We start from the raw sequence: 18,810 nt of genomic DNA on the forward strand, positions 1-18,810 counted from the left end.
TAGGCTCCGGCGGGGGCAGGTCCCCACAACACTTCGTGGCCGTCCGGCGAACACCCGACGCCCGGCGGTTGGACAGGGAGAAACGACAAGGTGGCAGCACCGAAGAAGGGCCGCAGGTCCCCGGGCGGCCAGGGCAGGCCGGGCCGAGTCCTGGCCCTGATCCTGATCGCCATGGTGGCGCTCACCGGGGGGATGTTCGCCTCCGGGCACACCACGCCGCGGCTGGGCATCGACCTCGCGGGCGGCACCAGCTTCACGCTGGAGGCCAAGAACCAGCCCGGCAAGCCCAACGCGATCAACAAGACCAACATGAACACCGCCGTCGGCATCATCGAGCGGCGTGTCAACGGTCTGGGTGTCACCGAGGCCGAGGTCCAGACGCAGGGCGACAAGCACATCATCGTGAACATCCCTCGCGGGACGAACGCGAAGCAGGCCCGTCAGCAGGTCGGCACCACCGCCCAGCTCGGCTTCCGCCCCGTGCTGGTATCCGCCCCCGCGATGAAGGCGCCCGAGCCCACGCCGAGCACCTCCGCCAACGGCAAGGACAACGGCGACAAGAGCAAGGGCGACAAGAGCAAGGGCGACAAGAGCAAGGACGACAAGAACAAGTCCTCCGGCTCCCCGTCCCCCTCCGCCAGCACCCAGGGCCGCCCGGTCACCGACGCCCTCAAGGCCGACGGCACCGCGACCCCCGGCGCCACCGCCACCGTCTCCCCGTCCGGCAAGACGGACGACAAGAGCACGGACGGCAAGACCGACGCGAAGAAGCAGGACGACAAGAAGGCGCCCACGCCCACCCCGTCCGCCGGGGACACGGCCGCCCTGCAGAAGAAGCTCGACGCCGTGGACTGCACCACCAAGGACGGCCGCGCCAAGGCGAACGCGGACGCTGCCAACACCGCGCCGACCGACCCCATCGTCGCCTGCCGCAAGGACGGCACGACGAAGGAGATCCTCGGTCCCGTGGCCGTCGAGGGCACCGGCGTCACCGAGGCCAATGCCGTCTTCGACAGCCAGGGCGGCAAGGGCTGGATCGTCCAGCTGAAGTTCAACTCCTCGGGCTCCAAGAAGTTCGCCCAGGTCACCGGCGATCTGGCCACCAAGCAGCCGCCGCAGAACCAGTTCGCGATCGTCCTCGACGGCGAGGTCGTCTCCGACCCGTCGGTCAGCACCTCGATCGCGGGCGGCCAGGCGGAGATCTCCGGCGGCTTCACCCAGCAGTCCGCCCGGGACCTGTCCAACGTGCTGTCCTACGGTGCCCTGCCGCTCTCCTTCGACGTCGTCACCGAGCAGACGGTCACCGCCGCGCTCGGCGGTGAGCAGCTGCGTGCCGGCCTGATCGCCGGCGCCATCGGCCTCGGCCTCGTGATCATCTACCTGGTGGCGTACTACCGCGGGCTGGCGCTCGTCGCCCTCGCGAGCCTGGCGTGCTCGGCCGTCCTCACGTACACGATCATGGTCCTGCTCGGCACGGCACTCAGCTTCGCGCTGAACCTGCCCGCCGTCTGCGGCGCCATCGTGGCGATCGGCATCACGGCCGACTCCTTCATCGTCTACTTCGAGCGCATCCGGGACGAGATCCGCGAGGGCCGCACCCTGCGCCCCGCCGTCGAGCGTGGCTGGCCGCGGGCCCGCCGCACCATCCTCGTCTCCGACTTCGTCTCCTTCCTCGCCGCCGCGGTGCTCTTCATCGTCACCGTCGGCAAGGTGCAGGGCTTCGCCTTCACCCTCGGTCTGACCACGCTGCTCGACGTCGTCGTGGTCTTCTTCTTCACCAAGCCGCTGATGACACTCCTCGCGCGCCGCAAGTTCTTCGCCAGCGGCCACCCCTGGTCCGGCCTCGACCCCAAGCGGCTCGGCGCCAAGCCGCCGCTGCGGGCCTCCCGCCGCCGCCCCTCCGCCACCGTCGACCCGAAGGAGGCGTGAGATGTCGCGACTCGGCACCCTCGGCGCCCGGCTCTACCGCGGCGAGGTCGGCTACGACTTCGTCGGCAAGCGGAAGATCTGGTACGGCATCTCGATCCTCATCACCATCACGGCCATCCTCGGCCTGGCGGTGCGCGGCCTGAACATGGGCATCGAGTTCTCCGGCGGCGCGGTCTTCACCACCCCCACGACCTCGGTCTCGGCCGAGGACGCCCGTCGCACGGCCCAGGATGCCTCCGGTCACACCGCGATCGTCCAGAAGCTCGGCAACCACTCGCTGCGCGTCCAGGTCAGCGAGCTGACCACGGACCAGTCGCGCAAGACCCAGGAGGCGCTGGCCAAGAAGCTGGACGTCTCCACGGACAAGGTCAACACCGACATCGTCGGCCCCAGCTGGGGTGATGAGATCGCCAACAAGGCCTGGACGGGCCTCGGGGTCTTCATGATCCTCGTGGTGATCTACCTGGCGATCGCCTTCGAGTGGCGGATGGCGCTCGCCGCGCTGATCGCGCTGATCCACGACCTCACCATCACCGTCGGCGTCTACGCGCTGGTGGGCTTCGAGGTCACCCCCGGCACCGTGATCGGTCTGCTGACCATCCTCGGCTACTCCCTCTACGACACCGTCGTCGTCTTCGACGGTCTCAAGGAGAGCTCGAAGGACATCACCAAGCAGACCCGCTTCACCTACAGCGAGATCGCCAACCGCAGCCTCAACGGCACCCTGGTGCGCTCCATCAACACCACGGTCGTGGCGCTGCTGCCGGTCGCCGGTCTGCTCTTCATCGGCGGCGGCTTCCTCGGCGCGGGCATGCTCAACGACATCTCCCTCGCCCTGTTCGTCGGCCTCGCGGCCGGTGCGTACTCCTCGATCTTCATCGCCACCCCGCTGGTCGCCGACCTCAAGGAGCGCGACCCGCAGATGAAGGCGCTGGCCAAGCGGGTGCGCGCCCGCCGGGCCGCGGACGCCGCCAAGGCGGAGCAGGGCGCCGTGCAGGACGAGGCCGCAGAGTCGGCCGAGGCGGACGAGGACGACGAGCCGCAGGACGCGTCGCCCGCCGGCGTCGTCGGCCAGCGCGACCGGTCCGCAGGCCGGGGCCGCGGCGGCCGCGGCCGCACCTCGGGGAAGCGCCGATGACCGCCGTGAGCGCCTCGGGCGCCGACGAGAACCTGCGCGAGCTGCTGCTCAGCCGCATCCACGACGTGCCGGACTACCCCAAGCCGGGCGTGATGTTCAAGGACATCACCCCGCTGCTCGCCGACGCCCAGGCGTTCGGCGCGCTGACGGACGCGCTCGTCGACCTGTGCGAGCGCTGCGATGCCGACAAGGTGGTGGGCCTGGAGGCCCGCGGCTTCATCCTGGCGGCCCCCGTCGCCGTCCGCGCCGGGGTCGGTTTCGTGCCCGTGCGCAAGGCGGGCAAGCTGCCGGGCGCCACGCTGTCGCAGGCCTACGACCTGGAGTACGGCACCGCCGAGATCGAGATACACGCCGACGCGCTGGCCCCCGGCGACCGGGTGCTCGTCATCGACGACGTGCTCGCCACCGGCGGCACGGCCGAGGCCTCGCTGAAGCTGATCCGCCGGGCCGGGGCAGAGGTGGCCGGGGTGGCCGTGCTGATGGAGCTCGGATTCCTGCCCGGGCGCGAGCGTCTGGAACCCGCTCTCGAAGGCGCGCCGCTCGCCGCACTGATCACCGTCTGACCAGCTCAGGCCGCGGATACACCAACCAAGGCGGGCACCGGGAGACACCCGGTGCCCGCCTTGTGCGTACCCGGCCGGCACCGGGCGAGCGGCGCCGAGGTGGCCGGGATCGATACCATGGCAGTCCGGACCTGAACGGGGGGCCGGTACGCATGAGGAGTGCTCTTGCCAGACGAGGTCCAGCCGCTCACCGCCGCTCAACAGGACAAGCCGTCTCCCGAGGCCGCGGCGGCCCCGGGCGCGCCCAAGGGCCGCCCGCGAAGCGCGCCGGAGGCCGCGGCCGCGCCCGGCGCGGGCCGTGAGCCGGAATCCCAGGAGCCGCACCGCAGGGCGGCTCCCCAGCCGGAGCCTGCCCGCCCGCAGCCCCCGGCCTCCACCTCGGCGGCCCGCCCCGCCGCGGCCCCGCAGGGCCCCACGCCCCGCAGCGGCTCCTCGAGCCGGGTCCGCGCCCGCCTCGCCCGCCTCGGCGTCCAGCGCTCCAGCCCGTACAACCCCGTGCTGGAGCCCCTGCTGCGCATCGTCCGCGGCAACGACCCCAAGGCCGACACCACCACGCTCCGCCAGATCGAGCGGGCCTACCAGGTGGCCGAGCGCTGGCACCGCGGCCAGAAGCGCAAGAGCGGCGACCCGTACATCACCCACCCCCTGGCGGTGACCACGATCCTCGCCGAGCTGGGCATGGACCCGGCCACCCTGATGGCGGGCCTGCTGCACGACACCGTCGAGGACACCGAGTACGGCCTGGAGGACCTGCGCCGCGACTTCGGCGACCAGGTGGCCCTGCTCGTCGACGGCGTCACCAAGCTGGACCGCGTGCAGTTCGGCGAGGCCGCCCAGGCCGAGACCGTGCGCAAGATGGTCGTGGCCATGGCCAAGGACCCGCGCGTCCTGGTCATCAAGCTCGCCGACCGCCTGCACAACATGCGCACCATGCGCTACCTCAAGCGGGAGAAGCAGGAGAAGAAGGCCCGCGAGACCCTGGAGATCTACGCCCCGCTGGCGCACCGGCTGGGCATGAACACCATCAAGTGGGAGCTGGAGGACCTCGCCTTCGCGATCCTCTACCCCAAGATGTACGACGAGATCGTCCGCCTCGTCGCCGAGCGGGCCCCCAAGCGCGACGAGTACCTGGCCATCGTCACCGACGAGGTCCAGGCCGACCTGCGCGCCGCCCGCATCAAGGCCACCGTCACCGGACGGCCGAAGCACTACTACAGCGTCTACCAGAAGATGATCGTGCGGGGCCGGGACTTCGCCGAGATCTACGACCTGGTGGGCATCCGCGTCCTCGTCGACACCGTCCGCGACTGCTACGCGGCGCTCGGCACCGTCCACGCCCGGTGGAACCCGGTGCCGGGGCGGTTCAAGGACTACATCGCGATGCCCAAGTTCAATATGTACCAGTCGCTGCACACGACGGTCATAGGGCCCAGCGGCAAGCCCGTCGAACTCCAGATCCGTACGTTCGACATGCACCGCCGCGCCGAGTACGGCATCGCCGCGCACTGGAAGTACAAGCAGGAGGCCGTCGCCGGTGCCTCCAAGATCCGTACGGACGTGCCGAAGAACGCCGGCAAGAACCAGGACACCGTCAACGACATGGCCTGGCTGCGGCAGTTGCTCGACTGGCAGAAGGAGACGGAGGACCCGGGCGAGTTCCTGGAGTCCCTGCGCTTCGACCTCTCGCGCAACGAGGTCTTCGTCTTCACCCCCAAGGGCGACGTCATAGCGCTGCCCGCCGGCGCCACTCCGGTCGACTTCGCCTACGCCGTGCACACCGAGGTCGGCCACCGCACGATAGGCGCCCGGGTCAACGGGCGGCTCGTCCCGCTGGAGTCGACCCTCGACAACGGCGATCTGGTGGAGGTCTTCACCTCCAAGGCGACCGGTGCCGGGCCCTCCCGCGACTGGCTGGGCTTCGTCAAGTCGCCGCGCGCCCGCAACAAGATCCGCGCCTGGTTCTCCAAGGAGCGCCGCGACGAGGCCATCGAGCAGGGCAAGGACGCCATCGCGCGGGCGATGCGCAAGCAGAACCTGCCCATCCAGCGCATCCTCACCGGCGACTCGCTGGTCACCCTCGCGCACGAGATGCGCTACCCCGACATCTCCTCCCTCTACGCCGCCATCGGCGAGGGCCATGTCGCGGCCCAGGGCGTGGTGCAGAAGCTGGTCCAGGCCCTCGGCGGCGAGGACGCGGCGACCGAGGACATCGAAGAGGCGGCGCCGATCCGCGGCCGCTCCAAGCGGCGCTCCAGCGCCGACCCGGGCGTCGTGGTCAAGGGCGTCGACGACGTGTGGGTCAAGCTGGCCCGCTGCTGCACCCCCGTCCCCGGCGACCCGATCATCGGCTTCGTCACCCGGGGCAACGGCATCTCGGTGCACCGCGCCGACTGCGTCAACGTCGACTCGCTCTCGCAGCAGCCCGAGCGGATCCTCGACGTCGAATGGGCGCCCACCCAGTCGTCGGTCTTCCTCGTGGCCATCCAGGTCGAGGCGCTGGACCGCTCCCGGCTGCTGTCGGACGTCACCCGGGTCCTCTCCGACCAGCACGTCAACATCCTCTCCGCCGCCGTGCAGACCTCCCGCGACCGGGTGGCCACCTCGCGCTTCACGTTCGAGATGGGCGACCCCAAGCACCTGGGCCATGTGCTCAAGGCCGTCCGCGGCGTGGAGGGCGTCTACGACGTCTACCGCGTGACGTCGGCCCGCAGGCCGTGACACGGCAATGAGTAAGGGGCTCCGGCAATAGCCGGAGCCCCTTACTTCATGCGCTCGTGCGGGTCAGCCGCCGAACTCCTCAAGCCCCTTGAGGGCCTGGTCCAGCAGCGCCTTGCGGCCCTCCAGCTCCTTGGCGAGCTTGTCGGCCTTGGCGTCGTTGCCCGCGGCACGCGCCTTGTCCACCTGCTCCTGGAGCTTGTCGACGGCCGACTGCAGCTGCCCGGTCAGCCCGGCCGCACGGGCCCGCGCCTCCGGGTTCGTACGCCGCCACTCGGCCTCCTCGGCCTCCTGGATGGCGCGCTCGACCGCGTGCATCCGGCCTTCGATCTTCGGCCGGGCGTCGCGCGGCACGTGGCCGATGGCCTCCCAGCGTTCGTTGATCGAGCGGAACGCCGCCCGCGCCGACTTGAGGTCCGTCACCGGCAGGAGCTTCTCGGCCTCGACGACCAGCTCCTCCTTGAGCGTGAGGTTGCCCTGCTGCTCGGCGTCGCGCTCGGCGAACACCTCGCCGCGCGCCTGGAAGAAGACGTCCTGGGCGCCCCGGAAGCGCGCCCACAGCTCGTCCTCCGCCTCGCGCTGGGCGCGGCCGGCGGACTTCCACTCGGTCATCAGATCGCGGTAACGCGCGGCCGTGGGGCCCCAGTCGGTGGACCCGGAGAGCGCCTCGGCCTCGGCGACCAGCTTCTCCTTGGCCTTGCGGGCGTCCTCGCGCTGCGCGTCCAGAGAGGCAAAGTGCGCCTTGCGCCGCTTGGAGAACGCGGAGCGGGCGTGCGAGAAGCGGTGCCACAGCTCGTCGTCCGTCTTGCGGTCCAGCCGCGGCAGGCCCTTCCAGGTGTCGACCAGCGAGCGCAGCCGCTCCCCGGCCGACCGCCACTGCTCGCTCGCCGCCAGCTCCTCGGCCTCGGCGACCAGCGCCTCCTTCGCCGTACGGGCCTCTTCCGACTGCTTCGCCTTCGCGGCCTTGCGCTCCTCGCGGCGCGACTCGACCGTGGCGACCAGCGCCTCCAGCCGGCCCCGCAGCGCGGCCAGATCGCCGACCGCGTGGTGCTCGTCGACCTGGGTGCGCAGATGCTCGATGGCCGTCATCGCGTCCTTGGCCGACAGGTCGGTGGTCCTGACCCGGCGCTCGAGGAGGCCGATCTCCACGACCAAGCCCTCGTACTTGCGCTCGAAGTAAGCCAGGGCCTCCTCCGGAGACCCGGCCTGCCACGAGCCGACGACCTGCTCGCCGTCGGCGGTACGCACGTACACGGTCCCCGTCTCGTCGACGCGGCCCCACGGGTCGCTGCTCACAGCGCCTCCTCCACATGATGCCGGGCCGGTGTGCGGCCCGCGCATCGTCCACAGTTGTTCCGGGCAGGGCCGCGCCCTGGCCGGTCCGACGGCTTGATCATCCGGGTGCGTACAGCCGCCGGAGCAGGCACCCTACACAACGCCAACATAGGCGAACGGCGCCCCGGCTGTCCGTATCCCGCGCGACCGAAATTTCGCCGTACGGGCATCGAGAACGCGCCAGGACCGGCTCAGGACTTCGAGACGACCGCCTTGTCGATCACCACGGTCGCCTGGGGGGCGCCGTCCCCGGCCCCCGACTGCTCGCCCGCGGCGGCGATCTTCTTGAGGGTCTTCATGCCCTCGGCCCCGATCGTGCCGAAGGGCGTGTAGTTGGGGGGCAGCGGGCTGTCCTGGTAGACGAGGAAGAACTGGCTGCCGCCGGAGTTGCGGCCCTGGCCCGACTGCTCGTCGAACCGGTTGGCCATCGCCACCGTGCCCGCCGGGTAGACGCTCCCCTTGAGCCTGGGGTCCTTGAGGTTCTCGTCCGGAATGGTGTAACCCGGCCCACCCGCGCCGGTGCCCTTCGGGTCACCGCACTGCAGCACGTAGATGTTGGCCGTCGTCAGCCGACTGCACTTGCTGTGGTCGAGGAAGCCCTCCTTCGCCAGGAAGTCGAAGGAGTTGACCGTGTGCGGGGCGGCCGCGGCGTCGAGCTTGAGGTCGATCGAGCCGCACGTCGTCTTGAGGTCCATCGCGTACGAGGCGGACTTGTCGATGCTCATCTCCGGCTCCGACTTCCACGTCTTGGTGGAAGGCGACCCGGGGGCGGGCTTGCCGCACGGGTCCGGGACCTTCTTGGGCGTGGGGGTGTCGGAGGCGTCGGCGCGGTCGCTCTTGTTGCCCTCCAGGACGCCCGTGGCGTACGCGGTGGCACCCGCGGCGAGGACCAGCGTCAGGCCGCCGGCGATCGCCGCGTTGCGGAGTCGGGCCTTGCGGCGCGCCGCCTCGCGGCGCTGCTGCTGCCGCTCGTACTTCTCCCGGGCGAGCTGCCGCCGCCGCTGCTCGTTACTGACCACCGGGTCGTCTCCTCGTCAGCCGTCTGGTCCGTGTGCGATCCATGCTCTGAGCCGCGCATCGCGAGTGTCCGTACCGTATACGGGTTCGCGGCGGCGGGAGTGCCGCCGGTAGGCTCTTAGGCGGTCGGGTGTCTCAGCGGGGCTCCCGCCTCACACTCCTACTGGCCGACCTTTAAGGACGAACGTGCTCATTGCCGGGTTCCCTGCCGGAGCCTGGGGGACCAACTGTTACCTGGTCGCCCCGGCCGCAGGCGAGGAGTGCGTGATCATCGACCCGGGCCATCAGGCCGCCGAGGGCGTCGAGGAAGCACTGCGCAAGCATCGGCTCAAGCCCGTCGCCGTCGTCCTCACCCATGGCCACATCGACCACGTCGCCTCGGTCGTCCCGGTGTGCGGCGCGCACGACGTCCCGGCCTGGATCCACCCCGCGGACCGCTTCATGATGAGCGACCCGGAGAAGGCCCTCGGCCGCTCCATAGGGCAGCAGCTCATGGGCGAACTGACCGTGGGGGAGCCCGACGACGTCAAGGAGCTGTCCGACGGCGCCCGGCTCGACCTCGCGGGCATGGAGTTCACCGTCGCGCACGCGCCCGGCCATACCAAGGGGTCGGTGACCTTCCGGATGCCCGAGAGCCCCGACGTCCCGTCGGTGTTCTTCTCGGGCGACCTGTTGTTCGCCGGCTCCATCGGACGCACCGACCTGCCCGGCGGTGACCACGCCGAGATGCTCCAGTCGCTGGCCCGTGTGTGCCTGCCCCTGGACGACTCGACCGTGGTGCTGTCCGGCCACGGCCCCCAGACGACCATCGGCCGCGAGCGCGCCACCAATCCCTACCTCCGGGACGTGGCCGCCGGCCTTGGAGCCGGATCCCCGGCTCCGCGACGAGGAATGTGACGAAAGCTTCCGTGAGCACCTTCAAGGCCCCCCGGGGCACCTACGACCTGACCCCGCCGGACTCCGCGGTCTACCTGGCCGTCCGCGAGGCCATCTCCGCCCCCCTCAAGCGGGCCGGCTACGGCTACATCGAGACCCCCGGTTTCGAGCAGGTGGAGCTGTTCTCCCGCGGCGTCGGCGAGTCCACCGACATCGTGACCAAGGAGATGTACACCCTCACCCAGCGCAGCGAAGGCAGCGAGCGGCTCGCCCTGCGCCCCGAGGGCACCGCCTCCGTGCTGCGCGCCACGCTGGAGGCCAACCTCCACAAGGCGGGCAACCTCCCCGTCAAGCTCTGGTACTCCGGCTCGTACTACCGCTACGAGCGCCCGCAGAAGGGCCGCTACCGCCACTTCTCGCAGGTCGGTGCCGAGGCCATCGGTGCCGAGGACCCGGCGCTGGACGCCGAGCTGATCATCCTGGCCGTCGACGCCTACAAGTCGCTCGGCCTGACGAACTTCCGCCTGCTGCTGAACTCGCTCGGCGACAAGGAGTGCCGCCCCGCCTACCGGGCCGCCCTGCAGGACTTCCTGCGCGGCCTGGAGCTGGACGAGGACACCCGCCGCCGCGTCGAGATCAACCCGCTGCGCGTGCTCGACGACAAGCGCGACGACGTGCAGAAGCAGCTCGTCGGCGCCCCCATGCTCCGCGACCACCTGTGCGAGGCGTGCAAGGAGTACCACGAGCAGGTGCGCGAGCTGCTGACCGCCGCCGGCGTCGCCTTCCAGGACGACGAGAAGCTGGTGCGCGGCCTGGACTACTACACCCGCACCACCTTCGAGTTCGTCCACGACGGCCTCGGCTCGCAGTCCGCGGTCGGCGGCGGCGGCCGCTACGACGGCCTGTCCGAGATGATCGGCGGCCCCGCGCTGCCGTCCGTCGGCTGGGCGCTCGGCGTGGACCGCACGGTGCTGGCGCTCCAGGCGGAGGGCATCGAGCTCGAACTGCCCCCCGTCACCCAGGTCTTCGCGGTGCCGCTGGGCGAGGAGGCCCGCCGGGTGCTCTTCGGCGTGGTGACCGAGCTGCGCCGGGCGGGCATCGCCACCGACTTCGCGTTCGGCGGCAAGGGCCTGAAGAACGCCATGAAGTCGGCCAACCGTTCGGGCGCCCGCTACGCGCTCGTCGCGGGCGAGCGCGACCTGGCCGAGGGCGTGGTGCAGCTCAAGGACCTGGAAAGCGGCGAGCAGCGGGCCGTCCCGTTTGACACCGTCGTGAGTGAACTCAAGGCCGCACAGGGCTGATTGCCAGGCCCCTGGTGCACAATGGGCGCAACGACCGACTGATGGGACCCACGGCGCTATGACCACTTCGGCTCTCGACCGTTCCGACACCGACGACGTGGAGCGGGACGGCCCCGGCACCGGTGCCGTGGGAGGCAGCCGGGCGTTCGCCCTGCTGCTGGTGATCACCGGTGCGCTGGGGGTGCTGGCGTCCTGGGTCATCACGCTCGACAAGTTCAAGCTGCTGGAAGACCCGAACTTCGTACCGGGCTGCAGCCTGAACCCCATCGTGTCCTGCGGCAACATCATGAAGAGCGAGCAGGCCCACGCCTTCGGGTTCCCCAACCCGATGCTGGGCCTCGCCACCTACAGCGTGATCGTCGCCATCGGGCTCGGCCTGCTCGGCGGGGCCCGCTTCCCCCGGTGGTACTGGCTGGGCATGGAGGCCGGCTGCCTCTTCGGCGTCGGCTTCGTCACGTGGCTGCAGTACCAGTCGCTGTACGTGATCGGCTCGCTGTGCCTGTGGTGCTGCCTGGCCTGGGTCGCCACGATCGTCATGTTCTGCTACGTGACCGTGCAGAACATCCGGCACCGCTTCATCCCGGTCCCGGAGGGGCTGCGCCGCGGCCTCCTGGAGTTCCACTGGGTGGTGCCGGTGCTGTGGGTCGGCGTGATCGGCATGCTGATCCTCACCAAGTGGTGGTGGTTCTGGACAGGCGGCACGCCCTGACGCGCGCCCGCGCCCTGGCTTGACCTACGCCGTCGGACCTTCGGGTCCGGCGGCGTTGTCAGTGCCGTGGCATAGGGTTTCGAGCGTGGAGCCCGACCTGTTCACCGCAGCCGCAGAGGACCGCCAGGAGAAGGATCCGGCGGGCAGCCCTCTGGCCGTTCGCATGCGCCCCCGCACCCTCGACGAGGTCGTCGGCCAGGGGCACCTCCTCAAGCCGGGCTCGCCGATGCGCAGACTTGTCGAGAGGGGGGCAGAGGGGAGCGGCGGCCCGGCCGGGCCCTCCTCGGTGATCCTCTGGGGCCCGCCCGGCATCGGCAAGACGACGCTGGCCTATGTGGTCAGCCAGGCCACCAACAAGCGCTTCGTGGAGCTGTCCGCGATCACCGCCGGGGTCAAGGAGGTGCGGGCCGTCATCGACGGCGCCCGCCGGGCCTCGGGCGGTTACGGCAAGGAGACCGTCCTCTTCCTGGACGAGATCCACCGTTTCAGCAAGGCCCAGCAGGACTCCCTGCTGCCCGCCGTGGAGAACCGCTGGGTCACCCTGATCGCGGCCACCACCGAGAACCCCTACTTCTCGATCATCTCCCCGCTGCTGTCGCGCTCGCTGCTGCTGACGCTCCAGGCGCTCACCGACGATGATCTGCGCGCCCTGATCTGGCGGGCGCTGGCCGATGAGCGCGGGCTCGGCGGTGCCGTGACCCTGCCAAAGGACGCCGAGGCGCACCTGCTGCGCATCGCGGGGGGCGACGCCCGGCGGGCGCTGACGGCCCTGGAGGCCGGTGCGGGCTCCGCCCTCGCCAAGGGCGAGGGCGAGGTCAGCCTGGAGACCCTGGAGGGCGCCGTCGACCGCGCCGCGGTGAAGTACGACCGCGACGGCGATCAGCACTACGACGTGGCCAGCGCCCTCATCAAGTCGATCCGCGGCTCGGACGTGGACGCGACGCTGCACTACCTGGCCCGCATGATCGAGGCGGGGGAGGACCCCCGGTTCATCGCCCGGCGCCTGATGATCTCGGCGAGCGAGGACATCGGGCTGGCGGACCCCACGGCCTTGCAGACCGCCGTCGCGGGCGCGCAGGCGGTGGCGCTGATCGGCTTCCCCGAGGCCCGGATCACGCTCAGCCAGGTCGCCGTGGCGCTGGCCCTGGCGCCCAAGTCCAATGCGGCGTATCTCGCGATCGACGCCGCGTTGGCGGACGTCCGGGCGGGGCTGGCGGGGCCGGTTCCGCCGCATCTGCGGGACGGGCACTACAAGGGTGCCGAAAAGCTCGGCCATGCGCAGGGCTATGTCTATCCGCACGACCTTCCCGGCGGCATCGCCGCCCAGCAGTACGCGCCGGATGCCATTCACGGCAAGCGCTATTACGAGCCGACGCGCCACGGGGCGGAGGCGCGGTACGCGGATGTGGTCGAGCGCGTCCGGGACCGGCTGCGCGGCGAGCAGCCGAAGGAGTAGCCGGCCCCCGGCCGTCGACGGCCGGACGGGCCGCCGGATCCGGCCCGTCCGGCCCCGGCGTCAGGAAGCCGCCGATTCGAAGAGGCGGTGCATCTCGGCGCGGAGGCCCGCGATGTCGCGGACCGGCTGCGGGAATTCGAAGCGTGCGTCGAAGGAGCGGTCCGCCGGGCTGCCGCCGCCGTGGCGCCGGGTGAAGCGCACCCGCAGTCCGAAGCGGTCCAGGGCGAGGGGCGTCACCTGCTCGTAATCGCCGTCGTCGTGGCCGCCGCCGAGCAGCGTGCCCAGGCCGCGCACCTGGTCGCCGTGGCCGGCGGCCAGGTGCTGCAGCAGCTCCGTCTCGTGGCAGGCCAGCGGGTCCGCCGAGGCGGTGGCGAAGGCCTCCGGCTCGACGTGGTCGGCGCCCCACAGGTCGTCTACGCTCACCTCGCCCGGCTCCAGGCGCAGCAGCATCCGCCCCGGCTCCGCGACCCCGGGCACGCAGGTGAGCCAGCCGGAGATCCAAGCCCGGCCCCGGATACGGTCGGGTACGGAGACCGGCGCCACGTCGGTGATCTCCAGCACAGCGGCCAGTTCGTCGTCCTGGGCGTGCGTGGCGGCCCGTACGGCCGGGGAATCGGCGGGCAGCAGCAGGAACACCTCGCCGTCCGGGCCCACGGTGCGGACCTCGGGCGCCGGCCGGTCGGCCCCGGCGGCCCGGAGCCCGGGCACGAGCAGTACCGAGGAGCATGTACTCTGTACGAGAGTTCGTGTGCGCTCGGCTGCTGACGGCATCCGTGCGATTTCAAGTCCGCTGGGACGCGGCTGACCACGATCTGATCGGACCTCCGTCGCGTCGACGCCTTGAGCTGCGTCGGCCTTCTTCGTGCTGTCCGTGATGTGACTGGTGTTCCCCGGACGAGACATGCGATCTCCTTGAGTAAGGTGAGCCTAACCTAACCTACAATGGAGGTCTGGAGAACGTGCCTAACCAGTCGCGTCCCAAGGTCAAGAAGTCTCGCGCGCTCGGCATCGCGCTGACCCCGAAGGCTGTCAAGTACTTCGAGGCCCGCCCCTACCCGCCGGGCGAGCACGGCCGTGGCCGCAAGCAGAACTCGGACTACAAGGTCCGTCTGCTCGAGAAGCAGCGTCTGCGCGCCCAGTACGACATCAGCGAGCGCCAGATGGCCCGCGCCTACGACCGTGCCAAGAAGGCCGAGGGCAAGACGGGTGAGGCGCTGGTCGTCGAGCTCGAGCGCCGCCTCGACGCCCTGGTCCTGCGTTCGGGCATCGCCCGCACCATCTACCAGGCCCGCCAGATGGTCGTCCACGGCCACATCGAGGTCAACGGTGGCAAGGTCGACAAGCCGTCCTTCCGCGTCCGTCCCGACGACGTCGTGATGGTCCGCGAGCGCAGCCGCACCAAGCCCCTCTTCGAGGTCTCCCGCGCCGGTGGCTTCGCCGCCGAGGGCGAGACCCCGCGCTACCTCCAGGTCAACCTGGCCGCGCTGGCCTTCCGCCTGGACCGCGAGCCGAACCGCAAGGAGATCCCCGTGATCTGCGACGAGCAGCTCGTCGTCGAGTACTACGCCCGCTGACCCGGACGTCGCACTCTCCTTTTCGCCCAGCCCGTCGTCTTCGCCGTCCCTCGTGGTCGGCGAGCCGGCGGGCTGGCGCGTTTACGGCCTTTCCCCGCGGCCAAGGCCCTTCCCCGCGGCTGCGGCCTTTCCCCGCGGCGTAATGCGGTACGGGCCGCGAGGCCCGGCGCGATAAGGTCGGTACCCGACGTTTATTTCGATGGACGCGATGTCCATTCCGATGGACAGCGACGATTTTGCAGGGAGCGGTGCAGCGTGTCCGGTGGAGAAGTGGCCGGGATCCTCGTGGCCGTCTTCTGGGCGATCCTGGTGTCCTTCCTCGCCTTGGTGCTGGTGCGGCTCGCGCAGGCGCTGAGGGCGGCCACCAAGCTCGTCACCGACGTCTGCGAACAGGCCGTGCCGCTGCTCGCCGACGCCTCCGCGACCGTCCGCTCCGCGAACACCCAGCTCGCCCGCGTCGACTCGATCACCGCGGACGTCCAGGAGGTCACGGCCAACGCCTCCGCGCTCTCCTCGACCGTCTCCTCCGCCTTCGGCGGGCCGCTGGTCAAGGTCGCCGCGTTCGGCTACGGCGTACGGCGCGCGATCGGGCGCAAGACGGACCCCGTGGCATCGCCGGGCACCGTCTTCGTCGGCCGGGCCGTCGACCAGAAACTCCCGTCCGCCCGCCGGGGCGGCCGCCGCACCCGTGGGAAGGGTTGACCCCAGAAATGTTCCGCCGCACGTTCTGGTTCACCACCGGTGTAGCAGCCGGTGTCTGGGCCACCACCAAGGTCAACCGCAAGCTCGCCAAGCTCACCCCGGAGAGCCTGGCCCTGCAGGCGGCGGACCGCGCTGTCATCGCGGGCCGGAAGGTCAAGCTCTTCGCCCTCGACGTCCGCGACGGCATGGCGCATCGCGAAGCAGCACTCAAGGACGCGCTCGGCCTGAGCGCACCGCCGCCCGAGCCCGAGCGCGGCGCACTCCCCGAGCAGCGCCGCCTGGTCGCTCTCGAACAGCACACCTACAACTCGCTCACCCGGAAAGAGGACCACTGATGGAGTCGGCTGAAATCCGCCGCCGCTGGCTGCGCTTCTTCGAAGAGCGCGGGCACACCGTCGTGCCGTCGGCGTCGCTCATCGCGGACGACCCGACCCTGCTGCTGGTCAACGCGGGCATGGTGCCCTTCAAGCCGTACTTCCTCGGCGAGGTCAAGCCGTCCTTCTCCCGCGCCACCAGCGTGCAGAAGTGCGTCCGCACCCCGGACATCGAAGAGGTCGGCAAGACCACCCGGCACGGCACGTTCTTCCAGATGTGCGGCAACTTCTCCTTCGGCGATTACTTCAAGGAAGGCGCCATCAAGTACGCCTGGGAGCTGCTGACGGCTCCCGTGGCGGATGGCGGCTACGGCCTGGAGCCCGAGAAGCTCTGGATCACCGTCTACCTCGACGACGACGAGGCCGAGCGCATCTGGCGCGACGTCATCGGCGTGCCCGCCCAGCGCATTCAGCGCCTGGGCAAGAAGGAGAACTTCTGGTCCATGGGCGTTCCCGGCCCCTGCGGACCGTGCTCCGAGATCAACTACGACCGCGGCCCCGAGTTCGGCATCGAGGGCGGCCCGGCCGTCAACGACGAGCGCTACGTGGAGATCTGGAACCTGGTCTTCATGCAGTACGAGCGCGGCGCGGGCGAGGGCAAGGAGGACTTCCCGATCCTCGGCGACCTGCCCGCCCAGAACATCGACACCGGCCTCGGTCTCGAGCGCCTGGCGATGATCCTGCAGGGCGTGCAGAACATGTACGAGACCGACACCCTGCGCGTCGTCATCGACAAGGCCACCGAGCTGACCGGCGTCCAGTACGGCGCCGCCAAGGACTCGGACGTCTCGCTGCGCGTGATCGCCGACCACCTGCGCACCTCCACCATGCTCATCGGAGACGGCGTCACCCCCGGCAACGAGGGCCGCGGTTACGTCCTGCGCCGCATCATGCGCCGTGCCATCCGCAACATGCGCCTGCTGGGCGCCACCGGCCCGGTCGTCGGCGAGCTCATCGACGTCGTCATCAAGACGATGGGCCAGCAGTACCCGGAGCTGCTGACGGACCGCAAGCGCATCGAGACCGTCGCGCTCGCCGAAGAGGCCGCCTTCCTCAAGGCCCTCAAGGGCGGCACCAACATCCTCGACGCCGCCGTCACCGAGACCAAGGCCGCCGGCGGCAAGGTGCTCGCCGGCGACAGGGCGTTCCTGCTCCACGACACGTGGGGCTTCCCGATCGACCTCACCCTGGAAATGGCCGCCGAGCAGGGCCTGTCCGTGGACGAGGACGGCTTCCGCCGCCTGATGAAGGAGCAGCGGGAGCGCGCCAAGGCCGACGCCAAGGCCAAGAAGACCGGCCACGCCGACCTCTCCGCCTACCGCGAGGTGGCCGACACCGCAGGCGAGACCGACTTCACCGGCTACACCCTCACCGAGAACGAGGCCACGGTCGTCGGCCTGCTCGTCGACGGCGTGCCCTCGCCCGCCGCCTCCGAGGGCGACGAGGTCGAGGTCGTCCTGGACCGCACCCCCTTCTACGCCGAGGGCGGCGGCCAGTTGGCCGACCAGGGCCGCATCAAGCTCGACAACGGCGCGGTCATCGAGGTCCGCGACGTCCAGAAGCCCGTCCCGGGCGTCAACGTCCACAAGGGCGTCGTGCAGGTCGGCGAGGTCACCCTCGGTGCCACCGCCTACGCGTCCATCGACGTCCGGCGCCGCCGGGCCATCGCCCGTGCCCACAGCGCCACTCACCTCACCCACCAGGCGCTGCGCGACGCGCTGGGCCCGACGGCCGCCCAGGCCGGTTCGGAGAACTCGCCCGGCCGCTTCCGCTTCGACTTCGGTTCGCCGGCGGCCGTGCCGGGCTCGGTCCTCACCGACGTCGAGCAGCGGATCAACGAGGTCCTCTCGCACGAACTCGACGTGCACGCCGAGGTGATGAGCCTGGAGGAGGCCAAGAAGCAGGGCGCCATCGCCGAGTTCGGCGAGAAGTACGGCGAGCGCGTGCGCGTGGTGACCATCGGCGACTTCTCCAAGGAGCTGTGCGGTGGCACGCACGTCCACAACACTGCCCAACTGGGCCTGGTGAAGCTGCTGGGTGAGTCTTCCATCGGCTCGGGCGTGCGCCGCGTCGAGGCCCTCGTCGGTGCCGACGCCTACAACTTCCTGGCCAAGGAGCACACGGTCGTCGCCCAGCTCACCGAGCTGGTCAAGGGCCGTCCCGAGGAGCTTCCGGAGAAGATCTCCGGCATGCTCGCCAAGCTCAAGGACGCCGAGAAGGAGATCGAGCGCTTCCGCGCCGAGAAGGTCCTGCAGGCCGCGGCCGGTCTGGCCGAGGGTGCCAAGGACGTGCACGGCGTGGCCCTGGCGATCGGCCGGGTGCCGGACGGCACCGGCGCCGACGACCTGCGCAAGCTCGTCCTCGACGTCCGCGGGCGCATCCAGGGCGGCCGCCCGGCCGTCGTGGCCCTGTTCACCGTGGCCAACGGCCGTCCGCTGACCGTCATCGCCACCAACGACGCCGCCCGCGAGCGCGGCCTCAAGGCCGGCGACCTGGTCCGTACGGCCGCCAAGACCCTCGGCGGCGGAGGCGGCGGCAAGCCGGACGTCGCCCAGGGCGGCGGCCAGAACCCCGAGGCCCTCGACGAGGCCATGGCCGCCATCGAGCGCCTCGTGGCGGAAGCGGCCTGATCGTGCGACGAGGCAGGCGCATCGCCGTCGACGTCGGGGACGCCCGGATCGGGGTCGCTTCGTGCGACCCCGACGGGATCCTCGCCACTCCGGTCGAGACCGTGCCGGGCCGTGACATCCCGCAGGCCCACAAGCGGCTCGTGGCGATCGTCGCGGAGTACGAGCCCATCGAGGTCGTTGTCGGTCTGCCCCGCTCCCTCAAGGGGGGAGAGGGGCCGGCCGCGGCCAAGGTGCGGACCTTCGCCCGGGAGATGGCGCGGCGCATCGCCCCGGTGCCGGTCCGGCTGGTCGACGAGCGGATGACGACCGTCACGGCCACCCAGGGGCTCCGTGCCTCCGGGGTGAACTCGAAGAAGGGCCGCTCCGTCGTCGACCAGGCGGCGGCCGTGATCATCCTGCAGAACGCCCTGGAGACCGAGAAGGTCTCCGGGCGGCCGCCGGGGGAGACCGTGGAAGTGGTCATCTGATCGCAATACGGTAACGTTCCGCGC

The 18,810-nt window shown here is 70.7% G+C and carries 16 protein-coding genes; 13 read left to right on the forward strand and 3 right to left on the reverse strand.

Annotated features, from left to right (window positions below):
* Positions 1–90 precede the first annotated feature (90 nt).
* The 4 genes from secD (at position 91) to FHS39_RS20830 (ending at position 6,348) form a co-directional block, all read left to right on the forward strand.
* Positions 91–1,929, forward strand: coding sequence for a protein translocase subunit SecD (gene secD, locus FHS39_RS20815; protein ID WP_184350913.1), 1,839 nt, complete (start codon positions 91–93; stop codon positions 1,927–1,929).
* A gap of 1 nt (position 1,930) precedes the next feature.
* Positions 1,931–3,067, forward strand: a complete 1,137-nt coding sequence (gene secF, locus FHS39_RS20820) for a protein translocase subunit SecF (protein WP_184350915.1) — start codon at positions 1,931–1,933, stop codon at positions 3,065–3,067.
* The gene (locus tag FHS39_RS20825; protein WP_184350917.1) at positions 3,064–3,630 is read left to right on the forward strand and encodes an adenine phosphoribosyltransferase; all 567 of its coding nucleotides are present in this window, start codon (positions 3,064–3,066) and stop codon (positions 3,628–3,630) included. Before secF ends, FHS39_RS20825 begins: the two co-directional genes overlap by 4 nt.
* Positions 3,631–3,795: 165 nt before the next feature.
* Positions 3,796–6,348 carry a RelA/SpoT family protein gene (locus FHS39_RS20830; RefSeq protein WP_184350918.1) on the forward strand — a complete coding sequence of 851 codons (2,553 nt, stop codon included), beginning with the start codon at positions 3,796–3,798 and terminating at the stop codon, positions 6,346–6,348.
* A gap of 63 nt (positions 6,349–6,411) precedes the next feature.
* Here the strand turns inward: FHS39_RS20830 and FHS39_RS20835 are convergent, their stop codons facing one another.
* On the reverse strand, positions 6,412–7,641 hold the full coding sequence (locus FHS39_RS20835) for a DUF349 domain-containing protein (protein ID WP_184350920.1): 1,230 nt from the start codon (positions 7,639–7,641) through the stop codon (positions 6,412–6,414).
* Positions 7,642–7,871: 230 nt separating this feature from the next.
* Complete coding sequence (locus tag FHS39_RS20840; RefSeq protein ID WP_184350922.1) at positions 7,872–8,699, reverse strand: peptidylprolyl isomerase; 828 nt, start codon at positions 8,697–8,699, stop codon at positions 7,872–7,874.
* 184 nt (positions 8,700–8,883) lie between these two features.
* Between FHS39_RS20840 and FHS39_RS20845 the strand changes: the two genes are divergently transcribed.
* The 4 genes from FHS39_RS20845 (at position 8,884) to FHS39_RS20860 (ending at position 13,039) form a co-directional block, all read left to right on the forward strand.
* Positions 8,884–9,594 carry an MBL fold metallo-hydrolase gene (locus tag FHS39_RS20845; protein ID WP_184350924.1) on the forward strand — a complete coding sequence of 237 codons (711 nt, stop codon included), beginning with the start codon at positions 8,884–8,886 and terminating at the stop codon, positions 9,592–9,594.
* Positions 9,595–9,605: 11 nt separating this feature from the next.
* A complete protein-coding gene (gene hisS, locus FHS39_RS20850) occupies positions 9,606–10,874 on the forward strand; it encodes a histidine--tRNA ligase (protein WP_184350926.1) in 1,269 nt (422 codons plus the stop codon).
* 58 nt (positions 10,875–10,932) lie between these two features.
* Positions 10,933–11,583, forward strand: a complete 651-nt coding sequence (locus FHS39_RS20855) for a vitamin K epoxide reductase family protein (RefSeq protein WP_184350927.1) — start codon at positions 10,933–10,935, stop codon at positions 11,581–11,583.
* Between the two features lie 85 nt (positions 11,584–11,668).
* Positions 11,669–13,039, forward strand: a complete 1,371-nt coding sequence (locus tag FHS39_RS20860; RefSeq protein ID WP_184350928.1) for an AAA family ATPase — start codon at positions 11,669–11,671, stop codon at positions 13,037–13,039.
* Between the two features lie 60 nt (positions 13,040–13,099).
* On the opposite strand, the gene FHS39_RS20865 is transcribed toward FHS39_RS20860, so the two are convergent.
* Positions 13,100–13,810 carry a DUF2470 domain-containing protein gene (locus tag FHS39_RS20865; protein WP_184350930.1) on the reverse strand — a complete coding sequence of 237 codons (711 nt, stop codon included), beginning with the start codon at positions 13,808–13,810 and terminating at the stop codon, positions 13,100–13,102.
* A gap of 188 nt (positions 13,811–13,998) precedes the next feature.
* Here FHS39_RS20865 and rpsD point away from each other — a divergent pair, with 188 nt between their 5' ends.
* The 5 genes from rpsD to ruvX all read left to right on the forward strand — a co-directional run bounded on the left by rpsD (position 13,999) and on the right by ruvX (position 18,786).
* Entirely contained in the window at positions 13,999–14,613 is a 615-nt protein-coding gene (gene rpsD / locus FHS39_RS20870; protein ID WP_184350932.1) for a 30S ribosomal protein S4, read from the forward strand.
* Positions 14,614–14,868: 255 nt separating this feature from the next.
* The gene (locus FHS39_RS25540) at positions 14,869–15,315 is read left to right on the forward strand and encodes a DUF948 domain-containing protein (RefSeq protein ID WP_343069664.1); all 447 of its coding nucleotides are present in this window, start codon (positions 14,869–14,871) and stop codon (positions 15,313–15,315) included.
* Between the two features lie 8 nt (positions 15,316–15,323).
* A complete protein-coding gene (locus tag FHS39_RS20880) occupies positions 15,324–15,650 on the forward strand; it encodes a DUF6167 family protein (protein WP_184350933.1) in 327 nt (108 codons plus the stop codon).
* The gene (gene alaS / locus FHS39_RS20885; protein WP_184350935.1) at positions 15,650–18,319 is read left to right on the forward strand and encodes an alanine--tRNA ligase; all 2,670 of its coding nucleotides are present in this window, start codon (positions 15,650–15,652) and stop codon (positions 18,317–18,319) included. The genes FHS39_RS20880 and alaS overlap by 1 nt, the downstream gene beginning before the upstream one ends.
* Before the next feature lie 2 nt (positions 18,320–18,321).
* Positions 18,322–18,786: a Holliday junction resolvase RuvX gene (gene ruvX, locus FHS39_RS20890; RefSeq protein WP_184350936.1), complete on the forward strand. Its 465-nt coding sequence runs from the start codon at positions 18,322–18,324 to the stop codon at positions 18,784–18,786.
* The last annotated feature ends 24 nt before the right edge of the window (positions 18,787–18,810 follow it).

The organism is Streptomyces olivoverticillatus, assembly GCF_014203555.1.
In the GTDB taxonomy this organism is placed as follows: domain Bacteria; phylum Actinomycetota; class Actinomycetes; order Streptomycetales; family Streptomycetaceae; genus Streptomyces; species Streptomyces olivoverticillatus.

Excerpts from the sequence above, each read along its gene's own strand:
- alaS (WP_184350935.1), top strand. The coding sequence starts at position 15,650 with ATGGAGTCGGCTGAAATCCGCCGCCGCTGGCTGCGCTTCTTCGAAGAG.
- FHS39_RS20825 (WP_184350917.1), top strand. The coding sequence starts at position 3,064 with ATGACCGCCGTGAGCGCCTCGGGCGCCGACGAGAACCTGCGCGAGCTG.
- FHS39_RS20865 (WP_184350930.1), bottom strand. The coding sequence starts at position 13,810 with ATGCCGTCAGCAGCCGAGCGCACACGAACTCTCGTACAGAGTACATGC.
- secF (WP_184350915.1), top strand. The coding sequence starts at position 1,931 with ATGTCGCGACTCGGCACCCTCGGCGCCCGGCTCTACCGCGGCGAGGTC.
- FHS39_RS20855 (WP_184350927.1), top strand. The coding sequence starts at position 10,933 with ATGACCACTTCGGCTCTCGACCGTTCCGACACCGACGACGTGGAGCGG.
- FHS39_RS20880 (WP_184350933.1), top strand. The coding sequence starts at position 15,324 with ATGTTCCGCCGCACGTTCTGGTTCACCACCGGTGTAGCAGCCGGTGTC.